This is a genomic window from Microbacterium sp. BLY, from assembly GCF_017939615.1.
Taxonomy (GTDB): Bacteria; Actinomycetota; Actinomycetes; order Actinomycetales; family Microbacteriaceae; genus Microbacterium.
The window spans coordinates 676,330-694,155 of sequence record NZ_JAGKSR010000001.1 but is presented as its reverse complement, the minus strand read 5'-3'; the positions used below and the strand labels follow the sequence as shown (position 1 = coordinate 694,155).

Here is a 17,826-nt window from a genome sequence, read left to right as displayed (position 1 = left end):
GCGACGGGCTTGACAGCATCCGCCCCGATGGGCCATCCGCCCTAGGGCCGGCGGCTGCGACGACGCAGGGCAGCGGAGGCGACGGCGACGACCGTGCCCACGAGGACGCCGATGATCGTCTCGAGCACCCGGTCGGTCAGCAGATCGGCGACCGGCGTGGGCGCGGCGAGATGCACCATGAGAAGGGCGAGCGGGGTGACGAACACCATGGCGATGCCGTAGTTGCGCCCGATGAACAGCTCCGCCGCGCCCTGGAGGACGACCACGACGGCGATCACGGCGAGCGGCGGCAGGTCGAGGGCGAGGATCCCGGCGGCGACCAGGACGCCGAGCAGGGTGCCGACGAGACGCTGAATGCCCCGGATCACGCGGGCGTTGAGCTGGGCGCCGCTGACCGCGGCGACGGCGCCGACCGCAGCCCAGTACCAGTGTGTCCCGCCCAGCAGCAGGCCCACGAGGCCGGCGCCCACGATCGCGACGGCGACGGAGGCGGCCATCTCCGCGGCGATCGGGCCCACGCGCGGACGGACTTTCGGGGCCGCCTCCGCGGTGCTCCGGGTGAGTACGGCGACGAGCGCCGTGAGGGCGAGGCCGAACAGCACGCTCGCGCCGCCGACGATCACGACCGCCCCGAAGGATGCCGCGGTCGCGGGGATCGTCGCGCACGCGCCGGTCGCGAAGACCGTGAACAGCGGACCGGGCGGGTGCCACTGGAGGATGGAGGCGAGCAGGGTGACCGCGGCCGCGACGAGTGCGACCACGAGGACGCTGAGCACGGCGGGGGCGGCGAGCACGGACAGTGCGGTGCCGATCAGCATCGCCGCGAGCAGGACGACGCCCGCGCTGGCCTGCATGCGGATCCGGTCGCGGAAGACGTCGTGGCGGCCGTAGAGGGCGGCGAACGCGCCGAAGCTCGCGTAGATGCTGAGGTCGAGCCGGCCGAGCGCCCACAGCACGAGGAGCGGGGCGGCGACGCTCACGGCGGCGCGCATCGCGACCCGGTGGTCGCCGCGGTGCGGACCGACGCGCAGGACCCCCGTCCACACCCGCCCCTGCGATTCCGTCACCGATCAAGCCTACGTCCGCCGCCCGGGGACGATGTGCGAGGGTGGAGGCGATGACCATTCCGCCCCCGCCCCGCCGCACGCTCCTCGTCGGATACGGCAAGCTCGGCGCTCGCCTCGCTCCGCTGCTCGTCGCGGACGGCGGTGCCGTCGTCGCCCTCCGTCGCAGCGATGGGCCCGTTCCGGAGGGGGTGGATGCGGTGTCCGCCGACCTCGCCGCGCCGCTTCCGCAGCCGTTGCCCGAGGTCGATGCCGTCGTCGTCACCCTGCCTCCGGGGCCCGAGGTGTCGTCGTCCCGCGCGGCCCTCGCGCACCTGGCGGACGCGCTGCCGGAGCGGCCGGCCCGGACCGTGTTCGTGTCGTCCACCGGGGTGTTCGACGGGGCCGGGAGCGCGGAGCCGCGCACCGAGCGTGACGAGCCGGCGCCCGTCACCGACCGCGGTCGCGGGCTGCACGATGCGGAGCGCGCCGCCCTCGAGCTCTTCGACGCCGTGGTCGTCCGCCCCGCGGGCATCTACGGACCCGGTCGGGAGTTCCTCCTGCGCAGGGTGCGGGAGGGGGCGCCCGTGTCGTACCGTCGCCGCACGAACCGCATCCACGAGACCGACCTGGTGCGCACGCTGGACACGCTGCTGCGGCTGCCGGAGCCGCCGCCGCTCGTGCATGCCGTCGACCGGGCGCCCGCCCCGCTCGGCGATGTCGTGGCCTTCCTCGCCGCGCGCCTCGGCGTGCCCGTGCCGCCGGACGACGGCAGCGCACCGAGCGGCTCCGTCTACGACGGGACGCTGCTCCGCACGGTCATCGGCGACCTGGCGTACCCGACCTACGAGGACGGCTACGCCGAGATGATCGACCGGCTCTGAGACCGGCCCGGATACATCCCGGGACGGACGCGGGTCCGACTCGCGGGCGATGCCCGGATGCCACCGCCCGGCCTAGCGTCGAGAGCATGCCGTCCTCCACGCTGTCCCGCCGTGCCCTCGTGCCGTTCGCCGTCGCCCTCGGACTCGTCGCCGTCCTGCTCCTGCTCCCGGTGCCCGGGAGTCTGAGCGTCGTCGGCACGCGGTGGCTGGCCGATCTCGGGGCGGGCCTCCCGCACGTCGAACTCGTCTCCGAGGCGGGGCTGGTCGCGCTCGCCGCGGCGACGGCCGGCGCGATGCTGTTCGTCGTCCTCCGGCGGCCCGAGCGCCGTCTGCCGGTGGTGATCGCCGCGCTCGGGGTGGTCGTCGCGTACGCGGCGAGCGAGGGCGCGAAGCTGCTGTTCGCCGAGCCGCGCCCCTGCACGCGCTGGCCGAGTGCGGGAGAGTGCCCGCCCGCGGGGGACTGGTCGCTGCCGTCGAACCACGCGACCCTCGCGTTCGGCGCCGTCGTCGTCATCGCGGTGGCCCTCGGTCGCGCCTGGGTGGTGTGGGCGGCCCTCGCCCTCGCGTCGCTGGTCGCGGTGGGGCGGGTCGTGCAGGGGGTGCACTACGTGCACGACGTCGCCCTCGGTGCCGCCTTCGGGGTGATCATCACCGGAGCTCTCGCGCTCGCCGCCGGCGCGGTCGCGGCACGGCGAGCCCGCCCGGCGCCGACGAGCTGACGGGCATTCCGGGTGTCGGCCGTCCGGCGTAGCGTGGGCGCATGACGAATGCGCGGACGGCCCTCGAGGTCGTCGACTGGCGGCGGCGGGTGTTCGCCCTGTACGAGGCGGTGCGGCGAGCGGATTCTCCGGAGGAGGCGCACGAGCTGTGGCGCATCGAGCGCGACGAGCTGCTGCTGCGCCACCCGGCGACCCCCCTCCTGCCCGATGACCGTGTGCTGTTCGAGGGGCTCCCGATCGCCCCCTACGATCCCGGCTGGCGCTTCGACCTGCCGATCCTCGATGCGGAGCCCGCGGCGTTCGAGTTCGCGACCGGGACCGACGGGGTGGTGCCGTTCGCCCGCGTCGGTGTCGTCGAGATCCCCGATGTCGGAACGCTGGACGTGTGGCGGCTCACGTCCTACGGCGGGGGGCTGTTCGTGCCGGTGCGCGATGCCTCCGCCGGGCAGCCCGGCGGCACGTACGGCGGCGGGCGGTACCTCATCGACACCGTCAAGGGGGCGGACCTCGGGGCCGACCCCCGTCGCGGAACGATCGTGCTCGACTTCAACTTCGCGTACAACCCCTCGTGCGCGTACGACCCGGCGTGGGCGTGCCCGCTCGCGCCGGCCGGGAACGTGCTCGACATCCCGATCCCGGTGGGGGAGCTCCGATGAGGCCGCTCCGGTACGGGATCAACGTGACGCTCGACGGCTGCTGCCATCACGAGGCCGGGCTGCCTCCGGACGAGGAGTCGATGCGTTTCTGGACGGCCGAGCTGGAGCGCGCCGATGCGCTGCTCTACGGCCGCGTGACCTACGACCTGATGCGATCCGCGTGGCGTCGCCCGGAGTCCGGTGAGTGGCCGGACTGGATGGAGGAGTGGGAGACGCCCTTCGCCGAGACCATCGACCGGATGCCGAAGCACGTCGTGTCGCACACCCTCGATGCCGTGGACTGGAACGCCGATCTCGTCCGCGGCGATCTCGCCGCGGCGGTGCGGCGGCTGAAGGAGCAGCCGGGCGCAGGACTCTCCGTCGGGGGCGTGGCGCTGCCGGCGACGCTCGCCGACCTCGGGCTGATCGACGAGTACGTTTTCGTCGTGCATCCGATGGTCGCAGGGCACGGGCCGCGGCTGCTCGACGGGCTGCACGAGCGCCTCCGCCTCGAACTCACCGAGCGACGGGAGCTCCGCTCCGGTGTCGTCGTGCAGCGGTATCGCCCGACGGGCGGACCGCACCGGCCCTGATACGGTGGCAGCGGGCCTGCGACCGGGCCTGCGGACGAGGGCGCAGTACCCGCTGAGCGACAAGACTGACCACGAAAGGTCGTCGCATGTCTCCGCGCGGTATCCGGACGTCGAACGTCATCGCCCTCGGTGGTCTTCTCCTTCTCCTGGCCGGGTGCGCGGCTGACGCGCCCCACACAGCGGGGCCGCCGGTGATCACGCACGTGCATGCCGTCGCCGCAGCACCGGACCGGGACGACCTGTTTCTCGCGACGCACGAAGGCATCTTCACGGTGCGAGCGGATGGGGCGCTCGCGGGACCGGTCGGGGGGCACGACTTCGACGCGATGGGGTTCACGGTCGCCGGCGGTGCGCTGTTCGCCTCCGGTCACCCGGGCCCGACGACGGCGCCCGAGCTCGGCGAGGGCAACCTCGGCATCATCCGCAGCGACGACGGCGGTGAGACCTGGGAGCCGGTCGCGCTCACCGGTGTGGAGGACTTCCACGTCCTGACGGCGGGCCCGGACGGCACCCTCCGCGGCATCGGGTCGAGCGGGCCCGGGCTGCTGACGAGCACGGACGAGGGCGTCACCTGGAGTCGCGGGGAGCCGCTCCCCGCGGTCGATCTCGCGGTGACGGATTCCGGGGTGCATGCCGCGACCGAGTCCGGACTGCTGCGTGGCGACCTCGCCGGATCGGGCTTCGCGCCGGTGGCCGACGCACCTCTGCTGTACTCGGTCGACGCCCGCGAGGATGGCGCGCTGGTCGGCGTGGACGTCGAGGGCACCCTGTGGGAGACGGCCGACGACGGGTCGTGGGCCAGGGTCGGCGCCGCCGAGGGCCCCGTGCAGGCACTGGGCGCGATCGGTGCCGAGCGGATCGTGCTCGTCGACGCGCGGGGAGTCGTGGAGGTCACGCCCGCCGGGGAACGGGTGATGGTGCCCCTCCTCCAGGACTGACCTGCCGAGGCCTGCTCCGCGCTCCACTCACTGAAACAGATTGCGCTCACTGAAACGTATTGCGTAGAATGAACGCATGGAAAAGATGAAGAGAGACAGAATCGACGACATCCTCGACATCGTCCTGCCGATCCCGGAGTCCGCTCCGGCCGGCGCCGACGAGCCGACGCGGGCATCGAGGGAAGCGGTGCGGGAGGAGGTCGTGCGTCAGCGCGAGATCTTCGAGCGGTTCCTCCGCGTGGCCGACGCCGGGGGTGCCGAACCGCACGGAGACATCCTCGTCAACGAGATCGACCGAGCTCGCACGGAGATGCGTGAGGCGGAGGACCGGATGCGCATGCTCATCGCTTACGGCCGGGAGTTCATCGCCCCGCAGCCGTATCCGCTGAAGATGCTCGCCGCTGCGGCCGGCATGTCGATCTCGGGCACCCGCGGCGCCTACACCGACGACGAGGTGCGCGCGGTCGCCGACCGCATCGGCCGTCGTCCCGTGCAGGACCGCGCGCTCGCGGACTAGCACGAAGGGACGTCGCCTGCCTGGCCGATGCGTGGAGCTACGGGCGCGTCTGCACCTGACCTTGGTCGAACCACGGCAGCGGCCCGAAAAACCCGCGATGATCGCGTTGTGCTCAGTGGAGGGGCTGACGGGAATCGAACCCGCGCTGTCTGCTTGGGAAGCAGAAGTTCTACCATTGAACTACAGCCCCGAACCCGCCCGAGAGCAGGTGAAGGAAAGCCTACCTGTCTCCCGGGCGTTGACCAAAGCGTGCCTCAGGGGCGCGCGTCGACGAGGCGCTGGCGCTGGGTGCCGAGCCCCTCGATGCCGAGCTCCACGACGTCGCCCGCCCGCAGGTACGGGAAGCGACCGGAGAGCGCGACGCCCTGCGGGGTGCCGGTGTTGATGAGGTCTCCGGGTTCGAGCACCAGGTACTGCGACAGGTGGTGGACGATCTGCGCGACGGTGAAGATCATGTCGGCGGTGTTCGAGTCCTGCCGCGGCTCCCCGTTGACGCGGGACCAGAGGTGCAGAGCCTGCGGGTCGACCTCGTCGGCCGGGATGAGCGCCGGACCGAGGGGGTTGAACGTCTCGGCGTTCTTGCCCTTCGACCACTGTCCGCCGGAGTGCTCGACCTGGTACGCCCGCTCGGACACATCGTGCGACACGACGTACCCGGCGATGTGCGCCAGCGCCTCTTCCGGGCTGGCGAGGTAGCGCGCGCGGCTGCCGATCACGACCCCGAGCTCCACCTCCCAGTCGACCTTCTCGGCGCCCGGGGGGATGAGCACGTCGTCGAAGGGCCCGACGATGGTGTTCGGGTGCTTGTGGAACAGGATCGGCACGGACGGCGGGGCGTCACCGGATTCGGCCGCGTGGGCGGCGTAGTTCTGTCCGATGCACAGCACGGCCATCGGCCGGGCGATGGGGGCCCCGACCCGCAGCGCCTCGGCGCCGTCGAGCAGCGGCAGCGATCCGGCCGCGAGGGCCTCGCGCGTGCGAGCGATGCCGTCACGCGCGAGGAACGCGCCGTCGATGTCGGCGGTGAGGCCGGTCAGGTCGTAGGTGCGGTCGTCGTGGCGCACCGCGGGGCGTTCGGCGCCGGGCGCGCCGAGGCGAAGGAATTCCATGGGGTCGTGTCTCCAGGGTCAGTGGGTGTACGGGCGGTGCTTCTCGATCGCGTCGGAGAGTTCGACGCCGAAGCCGGGGGTCTCCGGCACGCGGAGGCGGCCGTTCACCGGCACGGGTTCGCCGACCAGCATCGGCGAGAACATCGGCACGATCTCCTCCGCGGTCGGGTGCATCATGAGGAACTCCGCGAACGGGCTGTTCGTGCGCGTGACGACGAAGTGGTACGAGTACACGGACGACCCGTGGGGCACGACCATCGTGCCGTGGGCATCGGCCAGGGCCGAGATCTTCAGCAGCTCGGTGATGCCGCCGCACCAGCCCACATCGGGCTGGATCAGGTCCACCCCGGTCTCCAGCAGCTGCCGGAATCCCCACCGGGTGGCCTCGTGCTCGCCGGTCGTGATGAGCATCGACGAGGGGGCGCGCTTGCGCAGCTCCGCATAGCCCCAGTAGTCGTCGGGGATGAGCGCTTCCTCGATCCACTTGAGGCCGTAGTCGGCGGCGGCGTGGGCGAGACGCGTCGCGTACTCGACGTCGAGCGACATCCAGCAGTCGTACATGAGCCAGAAGTCGTCGCCGACCTTCTCGCGCATGTCCGCGAGGAGGGCGATGTTCTTGCGCAGCCCCTCTTCGCCCTCGGCCGGTCCGTGGTGCAGCGGCATCTTCCCGCCGATGAAGCCGAGCTCCTTCGCGCGGTCGGGGCGTGCCCCGGTGGCGTAGAACTGCAGCTCGTCGCGCACCGGCCCGCCGAGCAGCTCGAACACCGGCACCTGCCGCACCCGACCGAGCAGGTCGTAGAGGGCGAGGTCGACGCCGCTGATCGCGTTGAGGACGACGCCGCGGCGGCCGTAGTAGAGGGTCGACTTGTACATCTGATCCCAGATGCGCTCGATGTCGGTGATCTTCCGGCCTTCGAGGAACCGCGCCAGGTGCTTCTCGACGATGAACGCGCCGATCTCGCCCGCCGTCGTGACCGAGAAGCCGACCGTCCCGTCGCTGGCCTCGATCTCGACGACGAGCGTGCCCAGCACGTTGAGCCCGAAGCTCTGCCGCGACTGCCGGAACTCCGGGTAGACGCTCATCGGGGTGGCGATGTGGTCGTCGATCCAGTGGTCGGCGCCCTGGTCGTGATAGTCGGCCCCGCCGCCGCGCACGGTGTACGCGCGGACCTCGCGGATGGTGGGAGTGCCGGTCATCGTTCCTGTTCCTCTCGGTCGAATCGGACAAGGACCTTGCCCGGGGTGCCGTCTCCCGCTGCGAGGGCGGAGAAGGCGGAGTCCGCGTCGGCGACGTCGATCTCGCGGCTGATGAGCGCCCGGTACACGTCCGGCTCCGCGCCGATGATCGCGGCGGCGTCGGTGAAGTCGTCGGAGCCGTACGTGAAGCTGCCGATGAGCGATCGCTCCTCGGTGCTCACGAGGAAGGCGTCGAGAGTCACCTGCGGAGCGCCCATGCCGACCAGGCAGATCGGGGCGCCGAGGGTGGTGCTGCGCAGCGCGTCGCGGACGGTGGGGGTGAGGCCGACGGCGTCGACCGCCGCATCGGCGAGGCCGCCGCGGTCGGCGAGCTGCTCGGCCACCGGGCCGGCGGCGGGGTCGATGGTCTCCGCGCCGAGCCGCTCCACGAGCTCGCGCCGGGCGGCGTCCATCTCGCTGACGATGATCGAGCCGGCTCCCGCGTCTCGCAGCGCGATCACGACGGACTGGCCGATCGGTCCGCCGCCGATCACGAGCACCCGGCCGAGACGGTCGGCGGGCAGTCGCCGCACGGCATGCACGGCGACGGCGAGGGGCTCGATCAGTGCGCCGAGCTCGATCGGCAGGTCCGCGGGCAGCGGCACCACGTTCCGGGCCGGGACGACGACGTAGTCGGCGAACGCGGCCGGGATCTCCTTCGCCACCCCGATGACGTGCTTGCCCGGGTGGTGCTGCTCGCGACCCGCGAAGGCCGCCGCGTCCTCCGCGGGCACGACGACGGGGTTGAAGGTCACGGGCGTGCCCTCGGTGAACCCGTCGACGTCGTCGCCGACGGCGGCGATCACTCCGCTCGACTCGTGGCCCATCACCTGCCCGGGGAATCGCCGGCCGTTCTCGCCGGTGTAGCCGTGGACGTCGGAACCGCAGATCCCGGTCGCGGCGACCCGGATGAGCACCTCGTCGGGTCCGGGGCGGGGGATCGGGGCCTCACGGACGTCGAGGCGTCCGATCTCGGTGAGGACGAGCTCGCGCATGCGTGTCTCCTGTTCTGCCGACGGCGGTCAGCGCTGGCGGGCGGGGGTTTTCGTCGTGTCGAGGCCGACGCCGTCGGTCTCGCGGACCGCGGGGCTCACGACGCGGCTGAGGGCGATGAGGACGGCCCCGAGCAGAGCGATGACGGCGAGGACGATGAGTCCGGCGCTGTCGCCGAAGGTCGCGTCCGCCCAGTTCTTGAGCACCGGGGCGAGGAATCCGCCGAGGCTGCCGAGGGAGTTGATGAGGGCGATGCCGCTCGCGGCGGCCGCGCCGAGCAGGAACGACGTGGGAAGGGTCCAGAACACCGGCTGCACGGAGATGAAGCCGGCCGCGCCGACGCTCAAGGCCGCGAGGGCGATCACCGGCTCCTGCACGATCGCCGACACGATGATGCCCACGCCGGCGGCGGCCAGCGCACACGTCGCGATGAGGCGTCGCTGCCCGGTGCTGTCGGCCATGCGCGACAGGACGAAGGTGACGAGGAGCGCGAACGTCCACGGCACGGCGGTGAGGAGGCCGACCTCGAGGCCGACCGGCTTGCCGACGATCGTCGCGACCTGCGTGGGCAGATAGAAGGTGACGCCGTAGACGCTCATCTGGATCGTCAGATAGATCGCGGCGAAGTAGAGCACGACCGGGTTGCCGAGCGCACGCAGGGCTCCGCGGGGGGAGTGGTTCTCCTTGGCGCTGTCCTCGTCGTCGAGGGCGGCGACGAGGGTCGTGCGCTCCGCGTCGGTCAGCCACTTCGCGTCCTTCGGGCCGTTGTCGAGGTAGAAGAACGCGACGATGCCGATGAGCACGGTGAGGATACCGGTGACGAGGAACATCAGCTGCCAGCCGTGGATGCCGACCTTGCCGTCGAGGTCGAGCAGCATGCCCGAGAGCGGGCCGCCGAAGATGAAGGCGAGCGGGGCGCCGAAGTAGAAGAGGCCGTTGACCCGCGCGCGGAACTTCAGCGGGATCCAGTACGTGAGGAAGAGGATGACGCCGGGGAAGAATCCGGCCTCCGTGATGCCGAGGAGGACGCGGAGGATGTAGAAGACCCACTCGTTCGTCGCGAACATCATGAGCGCCGACACGATGCCCCACGAGACCATGATGCGGGCGAGCCAGATCTTCGCCCCCACCCGGCGCATGATGAGGTTCGACGGCACCTCGAAGACGGCGTAGCCGAGGAAGAAGATGCCGGCGCCGAGCGCGTAGGCGGCATCCGAGATGCCGGTGTCGGCCTGCCAGGCGGCCTTTGCGAAGCCGAGGTTGGCGCGGTCGAGGAACGCGAGGATGTACATGAGGAGCAGGATCGGGATCAGCCGGAGCGTGACCTTGCGGACGATCGCGGCGAGTTCCGGCCGCGTGGAGGACTGAGTGGACATCGGGGCATCTCCATTGACGAGGGGTATCCAGTGCGTTCACGTATGTGAATCGGATGTCTCAGACCTGAACGCGCGATAGTGTGACACACGTTCGTGCCGCGCACAATTCACGCAGGGGGACCCATGACGGACACCGATCAGGCGGTGGGGGCGGTGAAGTCCGCCGGGCGCGCCCTCGAGATCATCGAGCACCTCGCCGCGACCGGATCGCAGACCTTCCCCGAGCTCCTCGACGACCTCGGCCTGCCGCGGTCCAGCGCCCACGGGCTGCTGCGCACTCTCCAGGCGGCCGGCTGGGTCGACCACGACGCGACCAGCAAGCGCTACTCCCTCGGACTCAAGGCCTGGCAGATCGGCCAGCGCTACGACGGGCACCGTCTCCTGCTCGAATCCGGGCCGGCGCTCATGGCGGCGCTCACCGAGGAGATCGGCGAGACGGTGCAGATGGCGCGGCTGGACGGCGTCGAGAACGTCTACATCGCCATCAGCCCCTCGCCCAACCCGATGCGCCTCGCCTCCAACGTGGGGATGCGACTGCACGCCCATGCGACCGGCATCGGCAAGGCCCTGCTGAGCACCCTCGACGACGCCGACATCTCGCGACGCCTGCGCCAGGTGGCCATTCCGCGCCTCACGAGCCGGACCATCACCGATCCCGACGAGATCCTCACCGTGATCGCGAAGGGGCGCGACATCGGCTTCCACGTCGACGACGAGGAGTTCATCGACGGCTGCCGGTGCGTGGCCATGCCCATCACCTGGCCGGAGGAGACCGGCGTGGCGGCGGCGCTGAGCGTGACGATGCCCACGAGTCGCACGGACGAGCGGTGGCCGCACTCCGTGGTCGAACCCCTCCGACGCACGGTGCTCCGGCTGCGGCGCGCGATGAGCCTCCCCGGTACCGGACCCGCGCTCCCCTGAGGGCGCGACGGGCCGGAGATGCCGCGTCGACGGGGCGACCGCATGACTAGGCTTGTGCCGTGCTTCTCAGCGATCGCGACATCAGAGCAGAACTCGCCTCCGGCCGCGTCGGCCTGGAACCGCACGCGCCGGAGATGATCCAGCCGTCGAGCATCGATGTGCGCCTGGACCGGTACTTCCGGCTCTTCGACAATCACAAGTACCCGTTCATCGATCCCTCGGCCGACCAGCCGGAGCTGACGCGACTGATCGAGGTCGACCCGGACGAGCCGTTCATCCTCCACCCGGGGGAGTTCGCGCTGGGCGCGACGTTCGAGCAGGTCAGCCTGCCGGACGACATCGCCGCCCGGCTGGAGGGGAAGTCGTCGCTGGGGCGCCTCGGACTCATCACCCACTCGACCGCCGGATTCATCGACCCCGGCTTCTCCGGTCACGTGACGCTGGAACTCGCGAACGTGGCCACGCTGCCGATCAAGCTCTGGCCGGGCATGAAGATCGGTCAGCTCTGCTTCTTCCGGCTCACCTCTCCGGCCGAGAATCCGTACGGCTCGGGCCCCTACGGCAATCGCTACCAGGGGCAGCGCGGTCCGACGGCGTCCCGGTCGTTCCAAAACTTCCACCGCACCGACGTGGGAGTGACCGACATCGGAGCCGTCGGAGGCTGACATGAGCGACGGCGGGACGAACCACGACGAGTCCGCAGTGCCCGATGGGGTGCCGCTGCCCGACGGGGGTGCGCTGCCGGACGCGACCGGCCCCGACATCGCCCCCGCCGACGCCGTGATCCCACCGGCCGAGGCCGTGATCCCGCCCCCGCCGCCGGAGACCCCGGTTCCGGAAGGGCTGCTGGCGGCGCCGGCGGACACGGCGTCCGACGTGGTCCCGCCGACCCGGCGCTCGGAGCGCTCCCGGCCGACCCCCGCGATCCTCCAGGGCGCGCAGCCCGCGGCCGCCGCGGACGACTGGTCGCAGCGGTCCGTCGCCCCCGAGGCCCCTCAGACCGGCAGCTACCGGGTGCTCGCCGGCGTGATCTTCGCGTTCCTCTTCCTTCTGCTCGCGGCGGCACTCGTGACGCTCGTCGTGCTGATCACGACCGTCGGACTGCCGTTCGCCGGTGGGGATCCCGCGGCGGGGCTCCTTCCACTGCGGACGTAGCCCTCGGCGGTGCCGCCTCCCCGGCCGACCGCTCCACCGTCGTGCCGAGGGCGTCGACGGCGTCGAGGCCTCCGGTGACCAGCGCGACCACGGCATCGAGCGTCGGGTCGGCGGCCAGGATCTTGGTGTGTCCGAGTCGTTCCGTGCGGAGGAGGCGGGAGCGGCCGCGGTGGGCCGCGTGCAGCCGCAGGGCGTCGCCGTCCGGCATCCGGCGGTCGTCCCGGTCGTGCACGACGAGCAGTTCCGTGGGTGCAGGGAGCGGGTGCGCGGCGGCGTCGTAGCCCGCGGTGATCGCGGCGGCCGTGAGACCGAGGCGGCGGTGGAAGCGTGTGCGCAAGCGAGTCGCGGTTGCCGAGCCGGCGCGGAGGTCGCGCACGAACGAGGCGAGGAACGCGTCGGGCGCCGCTGCGCCGGCGATGACCGCGACCGCCCGAACAGTTCCGCTGGTGCGGGCGATGGTCAGCGCGGCCAGGCCCCCGAAGGAATGGCCGACGATCGCGGCGAAGGGGCCGTCCGTCCGCCGCAGCTCCTCCGCGGCGGCGACCCAGTCGCGGATGTCGGTGCCGCGCCCGCCGGAGGATCCGTGGGCCGGGGCGTCGAAGGCGACGACGCGGAACCCCTCGGCGACGAGTTCGCGCACGAGGGGAGCGAACTGTGACGCCCGGCCGCGCCAGCCGTGCAGCAGTAGGACGGTGCGCGGGCCCGTCCCCCATGCGTACGTGGTGACGACGGCGTCGCGCACGCGGATGCATCCGCGCCCGGCGGCGTCGTGCGTTGCGGCGTCGACGGAGCGCACGGGCATCCGGGGGCGGGTGGAGAAGAACAGCCGGTACGCGAGGTCGCCCGCCACCCGCGGAGACACGCGCTCGACGGCGGGAACGACACGGACCAGAAACGGGGGTGCGGACGGCATGAGGGCTCCTTCGCCGAACTATACGAACGATCATCCGTATAGTAGGCGAACGATCGTTCGTATACTAGGGGCATGTCGAACGCCGTGATCCCGGACGGGCGCCGCGCGCGCGGCGACGCCTCCCGCCGGCTCGTCCTGGAGAGCGCGACCGATCTCGCGTCCGTCGACGGTCTCGACGGGCTCACCATCGGACGTCTCGCCGCCGCCTCCGGATCGAGCAAGAGCAGCATCGCCACCCTGTTCCAGAGCAAGGAGGGCCTGCAGCTCGCCACGGTCGCCGCCGCCAGGGAGATCTTCGTCGCACGGATCATCGAGCCGGCGCGCCGTCACCCCCGCGGGGTGCATCGCCTGGCCGCACTGCTGCGCAACGCCCTCGTGTACTCGCGGGACCGTGTCTTCACGGGTGGCTGCTTCTTCGCGGCGACCGCGGCCGATGTCGACTCCAAGCCGGGACCGGTGAGCGATGCCGTGCGGGCGGCGCTGGTCGACTGGTACGGCTACGTCGAGGCGCAGTGCCGGTTCGCCGCGACGGCGGGCGACGTGTCATCCGACGACGTCGAGGGGCTCGCGTTCGAGCTGGTGGCCCTGAACGAGCAGGCCAACTCCCGGTCGCTGCTCCTGCGGGACGACAAGCCGTACGCGCTCGCCGCCGCCGCCATGCGCGACCGTCTTCGTCGCGCCGGCGCCCCCGCATCCGCCCTCCCCCTCCTCACCCTCTGACCCCGCACCCCCCCCGTCCCCCGTCCCCCCGCCCGGATCACTTCCGTTCCTCCCCCGCGCGTCGGCGGCCCGTTTTCGATCCCGCCACCACTTCCCGCCGCGGTGCGGGATCAAGAACGTTCGGCGGGAGGGCCGCGGAGGGGCGTTTTTGATCCCGGAGGCGGGGGTGCGCGAAGCGCCCCACCCGGGGTGCGGGTGGGGCGCTGCAGGAGAGGAGGTCAGGCGGCGCGGCCGCGGCCGAACCCCGCATCGAAACCGCGCTCGTAGGCGCGCTCGGCGATCCGCTGCGCGCGGTGACCGGCGTGGCCCGGACGACGTCCGTGGTGCCCGTCGTGGTCGTGACGGCGGGAGCCGGCGGCGAAGCCATCCCGGTGCGGGAAGCCGGACTCGTGCTCGTGGCCGAAGCCGTGGTGGGGTCCGAAGCCGTGCTCGTGGCCGCGCCCGAAGCCGTGGCCGAGGCCGGGCCCGAAGCTGTGGCGGGGATCGAAGTCCCGCCCGCGCCCGGACTCGTGCTCGCGCCCGAAGCCGTGGCCGTGGCCGCGCCCGAAGCGGTGGCCGTGGCCGCGGCCGTGGCGGTGCTTGCGGGGGAGAGGGGTGTCCTCGTCCCAGCCGAGGGCGCGCGCGATCCCCTCGAGGGAGGCGAGGGTCGTGGCCATGTCCTCGGCGGACACGGCGTCGGACACCGTCGCGCGGATGCCGTCGACGACGGCACCGAGGCGCTCCTTGGCCGCGCGGCCTTCGTCGGTGAGCGTCCACGTCTCGCCGTCGGCCCACACCCAGCCGCGGTCGATGAGTCCGCGCAGCTTGTGCGGGTTCAGGGGGCGACGGGAGGGGGCCGAGCCGTCGACGACGTTCAGCAGTCGCCAGTCGCGCCGGGTCGCTCCTTCGTCGGCGAAAGCCGTGGCGAAGGCGTCGGCGAGGAGTCGGTCGACGGCCGTGAGCCAGAAGCCGAAGGGGCGAGCGGAGGGGTCCGGAGTGTGGTCTGTGGTGGTGTTCATGATGATCCTTCGTGGTCAGAGAGGCCGGAGCGACGAATGCCCTCCGACATGTGCATGTCATTGTGCATGTACATGAAGTGTGACATGGATCCTGAACGCATGTCAAGCTGCATGTAAAATCGAGACGTGACCACCGACCCGCTCGACCCCGCATCCCCCGACGCCGCCGAAGCGATCGCCCAAGCGTTGTCCCGGCTGCGCGGCCGTCGACCGGGACCCGGAGGCCGCGGCCATGGCCGCCCGCACGAGGCGACCGGCCACGGTCCTCACGACGACGCGCACCCGCACTTCGCCCACCATCGCGGCCATCCGGGCATGCCGCCGTGGATGGCGGACGGGGGCGCGCGCCTCGGCGGGCCGGCTCGCCTGCGCATGCTCGAGGCCCTCGCCACCGCCCCGGAGCCCCTCAGCGTCAGCGCGCTCGGACAGGCGATCGGCGTCGATCAGCCGCGCGCCTCCCGACTCGTGCAGCAGGGAGTGCAGGCCGGGTTCGTGCGCCGGGAGGCCGACCCGGACGACGCCCGCCGCACCCGCATCGCCCTCACGGACGACGGGCGCCGGCTCGCCCGCGGCATGCGCGGGGAGCGTCGGGAGATGCTCGGCCGCGCGCTCGAGTCGTTCACCGAGGAGGAGCGGACCGAGCTCGCGCGACTGCTCACCAAGCTCGCCGACAACTGGCGCGCCTGACCGGTCTCACACGCGGGCGAAGTCCAGCGAGGGCTCGTCGTCCACCGACAGCGACAGGACCACGGTCTCGACGGCATCGTAGGCCTCGATCCGCTGTTCCACCTCGCGCAGCCGACGGGCGACGTCGTGCTCGCGGGCATCGCCCGCCAGATCGACCTCGGCGACGAGGAACAGCCGGTTCGGCCCCACGTACTCGATGTGCAGATACGTGACGCGCTCGATCTCGTCCATCTCCAGGAGGGCGGTGCCGACCCGCGACCGCAGCGTGGACGACACCGACGAGCCGACGAGGAAGGCGATGTTCCGTCCGATCAGGATCACGGCGACCACGCCGAGCAGGACGCCGACGAGGATCGACCCGATCGCATCCCAGGCGGCGACGCCCGTGAGCTGGTGCAGGAGGATCGAGCCCCCGGCGAGCACGAGGCCGATGAGGGCGGCGGAGTCCTCGAAGAAGACGGCCCGCAGCGTGGTGTCGCTCGTCTCCAGCACGAAGTCCCAGGTGGAGGAGCCGCGCTGCCGCGCCAGGCGGCGGGACCGGATCATCGCCTGCGTGAACGATGCTCCCTCGAGGACGAAGGCGATGCCGAGCACGGCGTAGGCGACGACCGGGCTCTCCACCGGACCGGTGTCGGACAGCTCCTGGATGCCGTGCATGATCGACACGATCGATCCGGCGGTGAAGATGCCGAACGCGGCGATGAGCGACCACACGAACGCGTTCCGCCCGTAGCCGAGCGGGTGCCGGGCGTCCTTGGTCTTCGCACCCCGGCGGTCGGCGATGAGCAGGAAGACCTCGTTGCCCGCGTCGGCCCACGAGTGGGCCGCCTCCGCCACCATCGACGCGGACGAGGTGATGACCGCGGCGATGGTCTTCGCGATCGCGACGAGGATGTTGGCGAGGAAGGCGAGGACGACGGTCACCGGGTCAGGCTACTCCCGCCTGCCGTCGCCGGCGCCGGCCGTCCGTCAGCGGGGAGCCTTCACCGGCAGCAGGAGGAGGAAGCCGATGACGAGCACGAGGACGATGCCGAGGATCCCGTAAGCGGTCTGGCTCGTGGTCACGATCAGCACGGTCCAGGCGGCCGAGGCCATCCAGCTCGCGGCGCGTCCGGTCGTGGCGTAGAGACCGAAGATCTCGCCCTCCCGGCCCGCCGGGGTCACGCGGGCGAGGAAGGAGCGGGCGGCCGCCTGCGCGGGTCCGACGAACGCGCACAGGACGAGACCGCCGATCCAGAACACGACGGACCCGGCGTCGCGCAGCAGGAAGACCGCGAGACCCGCCACCACCATCGAGCCGATCGAGCCGAGGATGATCCGCTTCGGGCCGAGGCGGTCGTCCAGGCGTCCGGCGAGGATGGTCGAGACACCGGCGACGAGGTTCGCGGCGATGCCGAACACGATGATGTCCTGGGTGCCGAAGCGGAACACCGCGGTGCCGATGATGGCACCGAACGCGAACACCCCGCCGAGGCCGTCACGGAACACGGCGCTGGCCAGCAGGTACCAGAACGTCGACCGGGTCTGCGGGTCGCGGTAGAGGCCGACGACGTCGCGCACGAGCAGCGCGTAGGAGCGGAAGAAGCCGACCTTGCGCTCGGGGCGCCCGAGCGACGGCTCCGGCACGTTGAGGAAGATCGGGATGCTGAACACGATCGCCCACACCGCGCAGCCGACCGCGATGAGCCGGTATGCGAGGCCGTTGTCGGTGGACATCCCGAACCAGTCGAACGTGTCGAGGAGGACCACGATGACGAGGGCGATGATGCCGCCGAGGTAGCCGAATCCCCAGCCGAGGCCGGAGATACGGCCGACGTTCTTGGGGTTCGCGATGCCGATGAGCATGGCGTTGGAGTTGACCGCGGCGATCTCGCCGAACACCGACCCTGCGGAGATCAGGGCGACGCCGAGCCAGAACAGGGCCGGCTGCGGCTCCACGAACCACAGACCCAGCATGCAGAGGATCAGGGCCCCGGTGCCGATGCCCAACCACAGCTTCTGCCGCCCGGCGGCGTCGGCGCGCTGCCCCAGGACGGGTGCCAGCAGGAGGATCCCGAAGGCGGCGATCGTCGAGCCCAGGCCGAGGCCCGATGCGAGGTCGGCTTCCGCGGCCATGCGGACCGGATCGCTCGGGTCGAGGGCGGCGACCTCCGGGGGCAGGAACGACGCGCTGACGAGATAGAGCGCGGTGAAGACGAAGGTGAGGATGACGGTGTTGAAGGGCTGCGTCGCCCAGTCCCACAGCGCCCACGAGTACACCTGTTTCCGGGGTGCGGGGGTGTCTCCGCGTAGGTCGAGGCCGACGACGGCGACGGCGCCGCTGTTCGCTGTCGCCACGGGCTCGGGGACCCCCGCGGCGGATTCGGGTGAGGTCATGCTCGAAGTCTGG

General features: G+C 71.7%; 20 protein-coding genes, 1 tRNA gene and 1 riboswitch. Of the genes, 11 read left to right on the top strand and 10 right to left on the bottom strand.

All coding sequences use genetic code 11. The features are described from left to right. Positions 1-41: 41 nt before the first annotated feature. A complete protein-coding gene (locus KAF39_RS03590; RefSeq protein ID WP_307805045.1) occupies positions 42-1,067 on the bottom strand; it encodes an FUSC family protein in 1,026 nt (341 codons plus the stop codon). Between the two features lie 50 nt (positions 1,068-1,117). Here KAF39_RS03590 and KAF39_RS03585 point away from each other — a divergent pair, with 50 nt between their 5' ends. The 6 genes from KAF39_RS03585 to KAF39_RS03560 all read left to right on the top strand — a co-directional run bounded on the left by KAF39_RS03585 (position 1,118) and on the right by KAF39_RS03560 (position 5,329). After that, entirely contained in the window at positions 1,118-1,927 is an 810-nt protein-coding gene (locus KAF39_RS03585; RefSeq protein ID WP_210675998.1) for a sugar nucleotide-binding protein, read from the top strand. A gap of 86 nt (positions 1,928-2,013) precedes the next feature. Beyond that, positions 2,014-2,646 carry a phosphatase PAP2 family protein gene (locus tag KAF39_RS03580; protein WP_210675997.1) on the top strand — a complete coding sequence of 211 codons (633 nt, stop codon included), beginning with the start codon at positions 2,014-2,016 and terminating at the stop codon, positions 2,644-2,646. Between the two features lie 41 nt (positions 2,647-2,687). Continuing rightward, on the top strand, positions 2,688-3,302 hold the full coding sequence (locus KAF39_RS03575) for a DUF1684 domain-containing protein (protein ID WP_210675996.1): 615 nt from the start codon (positions 2,688-2,690) through the stop codon (positions 3,300-3,302). After that, entirely contained in the window at positions 3,299-3,874 is a 576-nt protein-coding gene (locus KAF39_RS03570) for a dihydrofolate reductase family protein (protein ID WP_210675995.1), read from the top strand. Before KAF39_RS03575 ends, KAF39_RS03570 begins: the two co-directional genes overlap by 4 nt. A 9-nt stretch (positions 3,875-3,883) precedes the next feature. After that, a riboswitch (guanidine-III (ykkC-III) riboswitch) is annotated at positions 3,884-3,947 on the top strand. 118 nt (positions 3,948-4,065) lie between these two features. Then, a complete protein-coding gene (locus KAF39_RS03565; RefSeq protein ID WP_307805044.1) occupies positions 4,066-4,812 on the top strand; it encodes a F510_1955 family glycosylhydrolase in 747 nt (248 codons plus the stop codon). A 76-nt stretch (positions 4,813-4,888) separates the two neighbouring features. Next, positions 4,889-5,329: a hypothetical protein gene (locus KAF39_RS03560; RefSeq protein ID WP_210675994.1), complete on the top strand. Its 441-nt coding sequence runs from the start codon at positions 4,889-4,891 to the stop codon at positions 5,327-5,329. A 116-nt stretch (positions 5,330-5,445) separates the two neighbouring features. On the opposite strand, the gene KAF39_RS03555 is transcribed toward KAF39_RS03560, so the two are convergent. The 5 genes from KAF39_RS03555 to KAF39_RS03535 all read right to left on the bottom strand — a co-directional run bounded on the left by KAF39_RS03555 (position 5,446) and on the right by KAF39_RS03535 (position 10,043). Further along, a tRNA-Gly gene (locus KAF39_RS03555) sits at positions 5,446-5,519 on the bottom strand. A 64-nt stretch (positions 5,520-5,583) separates the two neighbouring features. Next, positions 5,584-6,438: a fumarylacetoacetate hydrolase family protein gene (locus KAF39_RS03550; RefSeq protein WP_210675993.1), complete on the bottom strand. Its 855-nt coding sequence runs from the start codon at positions 6,436-6,438 to the stop codon at positions 5,584-5,586. A gap of 18 nt (positions 6,439-6,456) precedes the next feature. Then, complete coding sequence (rhmD, locus tag KAF39_RS03545) at positions 6,457-7,635, bottom strand: L-rhamnonate dehydratase (RefSeq protein ID WP_071329316.1); 1,179 nt, start codon at positions 7,633-7,635, stop codon at positions 6,457-6,459. Next, positions 7,632-8,669, bottom strand: coding sequence for a zinc-binding dehydrogenase (locus KAF39_RS03540; protein WP_210675992.1), 1,038 nt, complete (start codon positions 8,667-8,669; stop codon positions 7,632-7,634). The genes rhmD and KAF39_RS03540 overlap by 4 nt, the downstream gene beginning before the upstream one ends. Before the next feature lie 27 nt (positions 8,670-8,696). Further along, positions 8,697-10,043, bottom strand: a complete 1,347-nt coding sequence (locus tag KAF39_RS03535; RefSeq protein WP_210675991.1) for an MFS transporter — start codon at positions 10,041-10,043, stop codon at positions 8,697-8,699. 123 nt (positions 10,044-10,166) lie between these two features. Between KAF39_RS03535 and KAF39_RS03530 the strand changes: the two genes are divergently transcribed. Genes KAF39_RS03530 through KAF39_RS03520 form a run of 3 tightly spaced genes read left to right on the top strand, consistent with a single transcriptional unit; the run spans position 10,167 to position 12,119 of the window. Continuing rightward, positions 10,167-10,964, top strand: a complete 798-nt coding sequence (locus KAF39_RS03530) for an IclR family transcriptional regulator (protein ID WP_210675990.1) — start codon at positions 10,167-10,169, stop codon at positions 10,962-10,964. 59 nt (positions 10,965-11,023) lie between these two features. Continuing rightward, positions 11,024-11,629, top strand: coding sequence for a dCTP deaminase (gene dcd / locus KAF39_RS03525; protein WP_210675989.1), 606 nt, complete (start codon positions 11,024-11,026; stop codon positions 11,627-11,629). A 1-nt stretch (position 11,630) separates the two neighbouring features. Further along, positions 11,631-12,119, top strand: a complete 489-nt coding sequence (locus tag KAF39_RS03520; protein ID WP_210675988.1) for a hypothetical protein — start codon at positions 11,631-11,633, stop codon at positions 12,117-12,119. Here the strand turns inward: KAF39_RS03520 and KAF39_RS03515 are convergent. Then, positions 12,052-13,032 carry an alpha/beta fold hydrolase gene (locus KAF39_RS03515; RefSeq protein WP_210675987.1) on the bottom strand — a complete coding sequence of 327 codons (981 nt, stop codon included), beginning with the start codon at positions 13,030-13,032 and terminating at the stop codon, positions 12,052-12,054. The genes KAF39_RS03520 and KAF39_RS03515 overlap by 68 nt on opposite strands. Positions 13,033-13,104: 72 nt before the next feature. Here KAF39_RS03515 and KAF39_RS03510 point away from each other — a divergent pair, with 72 nt between their 5' ends. Then, positions 13,105-13,752, top strand: a complete 648-nt coding sequence (locus KAF39_RS03510; RefSeq protein ID WP_210675986.1) for a TetR family transcriptional regulator C-terminal domain-containing protein — start codon at positions 13,105-13,107, stop codon at positions 13,750-13,752. A 218-nt stretch (positions 13,753-13,970) separates the two neighbouring features. Here the strand turns inward: KAF39_RS03510 and KAF39_RS03505 are convergent, their stop codons facing one another. After that, on the bottom strand, positions 13,971-14,750 hold the full coding sequence (locus KAF39_RS03505) for a hypothetical protein (RefSeq protein WP_210675985.1): 780 nt from the start codon (positions 14,748-14,750) through the stop codon (positions 13,971-13,973). A 126-nt stretch (positions 14,751-14,876) separates the two neighbouring features. Here KAF39_RS03505 and KAF39_RS15905 point away from each other — a divergent pair, with 126 nt between their 5' ends. Further along, on the top strand, positions 14,877-15,437 hold the full coding sequence (locus KAF39_RS15905; protein WP_307805040.1) for a MarR family transcriptional regulator: 561 nt from the start codon (positions 14,877-14,879) through the stop codon (positions 15,435-15,437). A gap of 6 nt (positions 15,438-15,443) precedes the next feature. Here KAF39_RS15905 and KAF39_RS03495 read toward each other — a convergent pair whose 3' ends face one another. Both KAF39_RS03495 and KAF39_RS03490 read right to left on the bottom strand, forming a co-directional pair. Continuing rightward, positions 15,444-16,361, bottom strand: a complete 918-nt coding sequence (locus KAF39_RS03495; protein ID WP_210675984.1) for a cation diffusion facilitator family transporter — start codon at positions 16,359-16,361, stop codon at positions 15,444-15,446. A gap of 45 nt (positions 16,362-16,406) precedes the next feature. Beyond that, positions 16,407-17,813, bottom strand: a complete 1,407-nt coding sequence (locus KAF39_RS03490) for an MFS transporter (protein ID WP_210675983.1) — start codon at positions 17,811-17,813, stop codon at positions 16,407-16,409. Positions 17,814-17,826: the final 13 nt, after the last annotated feature.

Coding starts and splice junctions, on each gene's coding strand:
- KAF39_RS03520 (WP_210675988.1), top strand. CDS start 11,631: ATGAGCGACGGCGGGACGAACCACGACGAGTCCGCAGTGCCCGATGGG.
- KAF39_RS03560 (WP_210675994.1), top strand. CDS start 4,889: ATGGAAAAGATGAAGAGAGACAGAATCGACGACATCCTCGACATCGTC.
- KAF39_RS03510 (WP_210675986.1), top strand. CDS start 13,105: ATGTCGAACGCCGTGATCCCGGACGGGCGCCGCGCGCGCGGCGACGCC.
- KAF39_RS03550 (WP_210675993.1), bottom strand. CDS start 6,438: ATGGAATTCCTTCGCCTCGGCGCGCCCGGCGCCGAACGCCCCGCGGTG.
- KAF39_RS03540 (WP_210675992.1), bottom strand. CDS start 8,669: ATGCGCGAGCTCGTCCTCACCGAGATCGGACGCCTCGACGTCCGTGAG.
- KAF39_RS03505 (WP_210675985.1), bottom strand. CDS start 14,750: ATGAACACCACCACAGACCACACTCCGGACCCCTCCGCTCGCCCCTTC.
- KAF39_RS03535 (WP_210675991.1), bottom strand. CDS start 10,043: ATGTCCACTCAGTCCTCCACGCGGCCGGAACTCGCCGCGATCGTCCGC.
- KAF39_RS03580 (WP_210675997.1), top strand. CDS start 2,014: ATGCCGTCCTCCACGCTGTCCCGCCGTGCCCTCGTGCCGTTCGCCGTC.
- KAF39_RS03575 (WP_210675996.1), top strand. CDS start 2,688: ATGACGAATGCGCGGACGGCCCTCGAGGTCGTCGACTGGCGGCGGCGG.
- KAF39_RS03570 (WP_210675995.1), top strand. CDS start 3,299: ATGAGGCCGCTCCGGTACGGGATCAACGTGACGCTCGACGGCTGCTGC.
- KAF39_RS03490 (WP_210675983.1), bottom strand. CDS start 17,813: ATGACCTCACCCGAATCCGCCGCGGGGGTCCCCGAGCCCGTGGCGACA.
- KAF39_RS03585 (WP_210675998.1), top strand. CDS start 1,118: ATGACCATTCCGCCCCCGCCCCGCCGCACGCTCCTCGTCGGATACGGC.
- rhmD (WP_071329316.1), bottom strand. CDS start 7,635: ATGACCGGCACTCCCACCATCCGCGAGGTCCGCGCGTACACCGTGCGC.
- KAF39_RS03530 (WP_210675990.1), top strand. CDS start 10,167: ATGACGGACACCGATCAGGCGGTGGGGGCGGTGAAGTCCGCCGGGCGC.
- KAF39_RS03515 (WP_210675987.1), bottom strand. CDS start 13,032: ATGCCGTCCGCACCCCCGTTTCTGGTCCGTGTCGTTCCCGCCGTCGAG.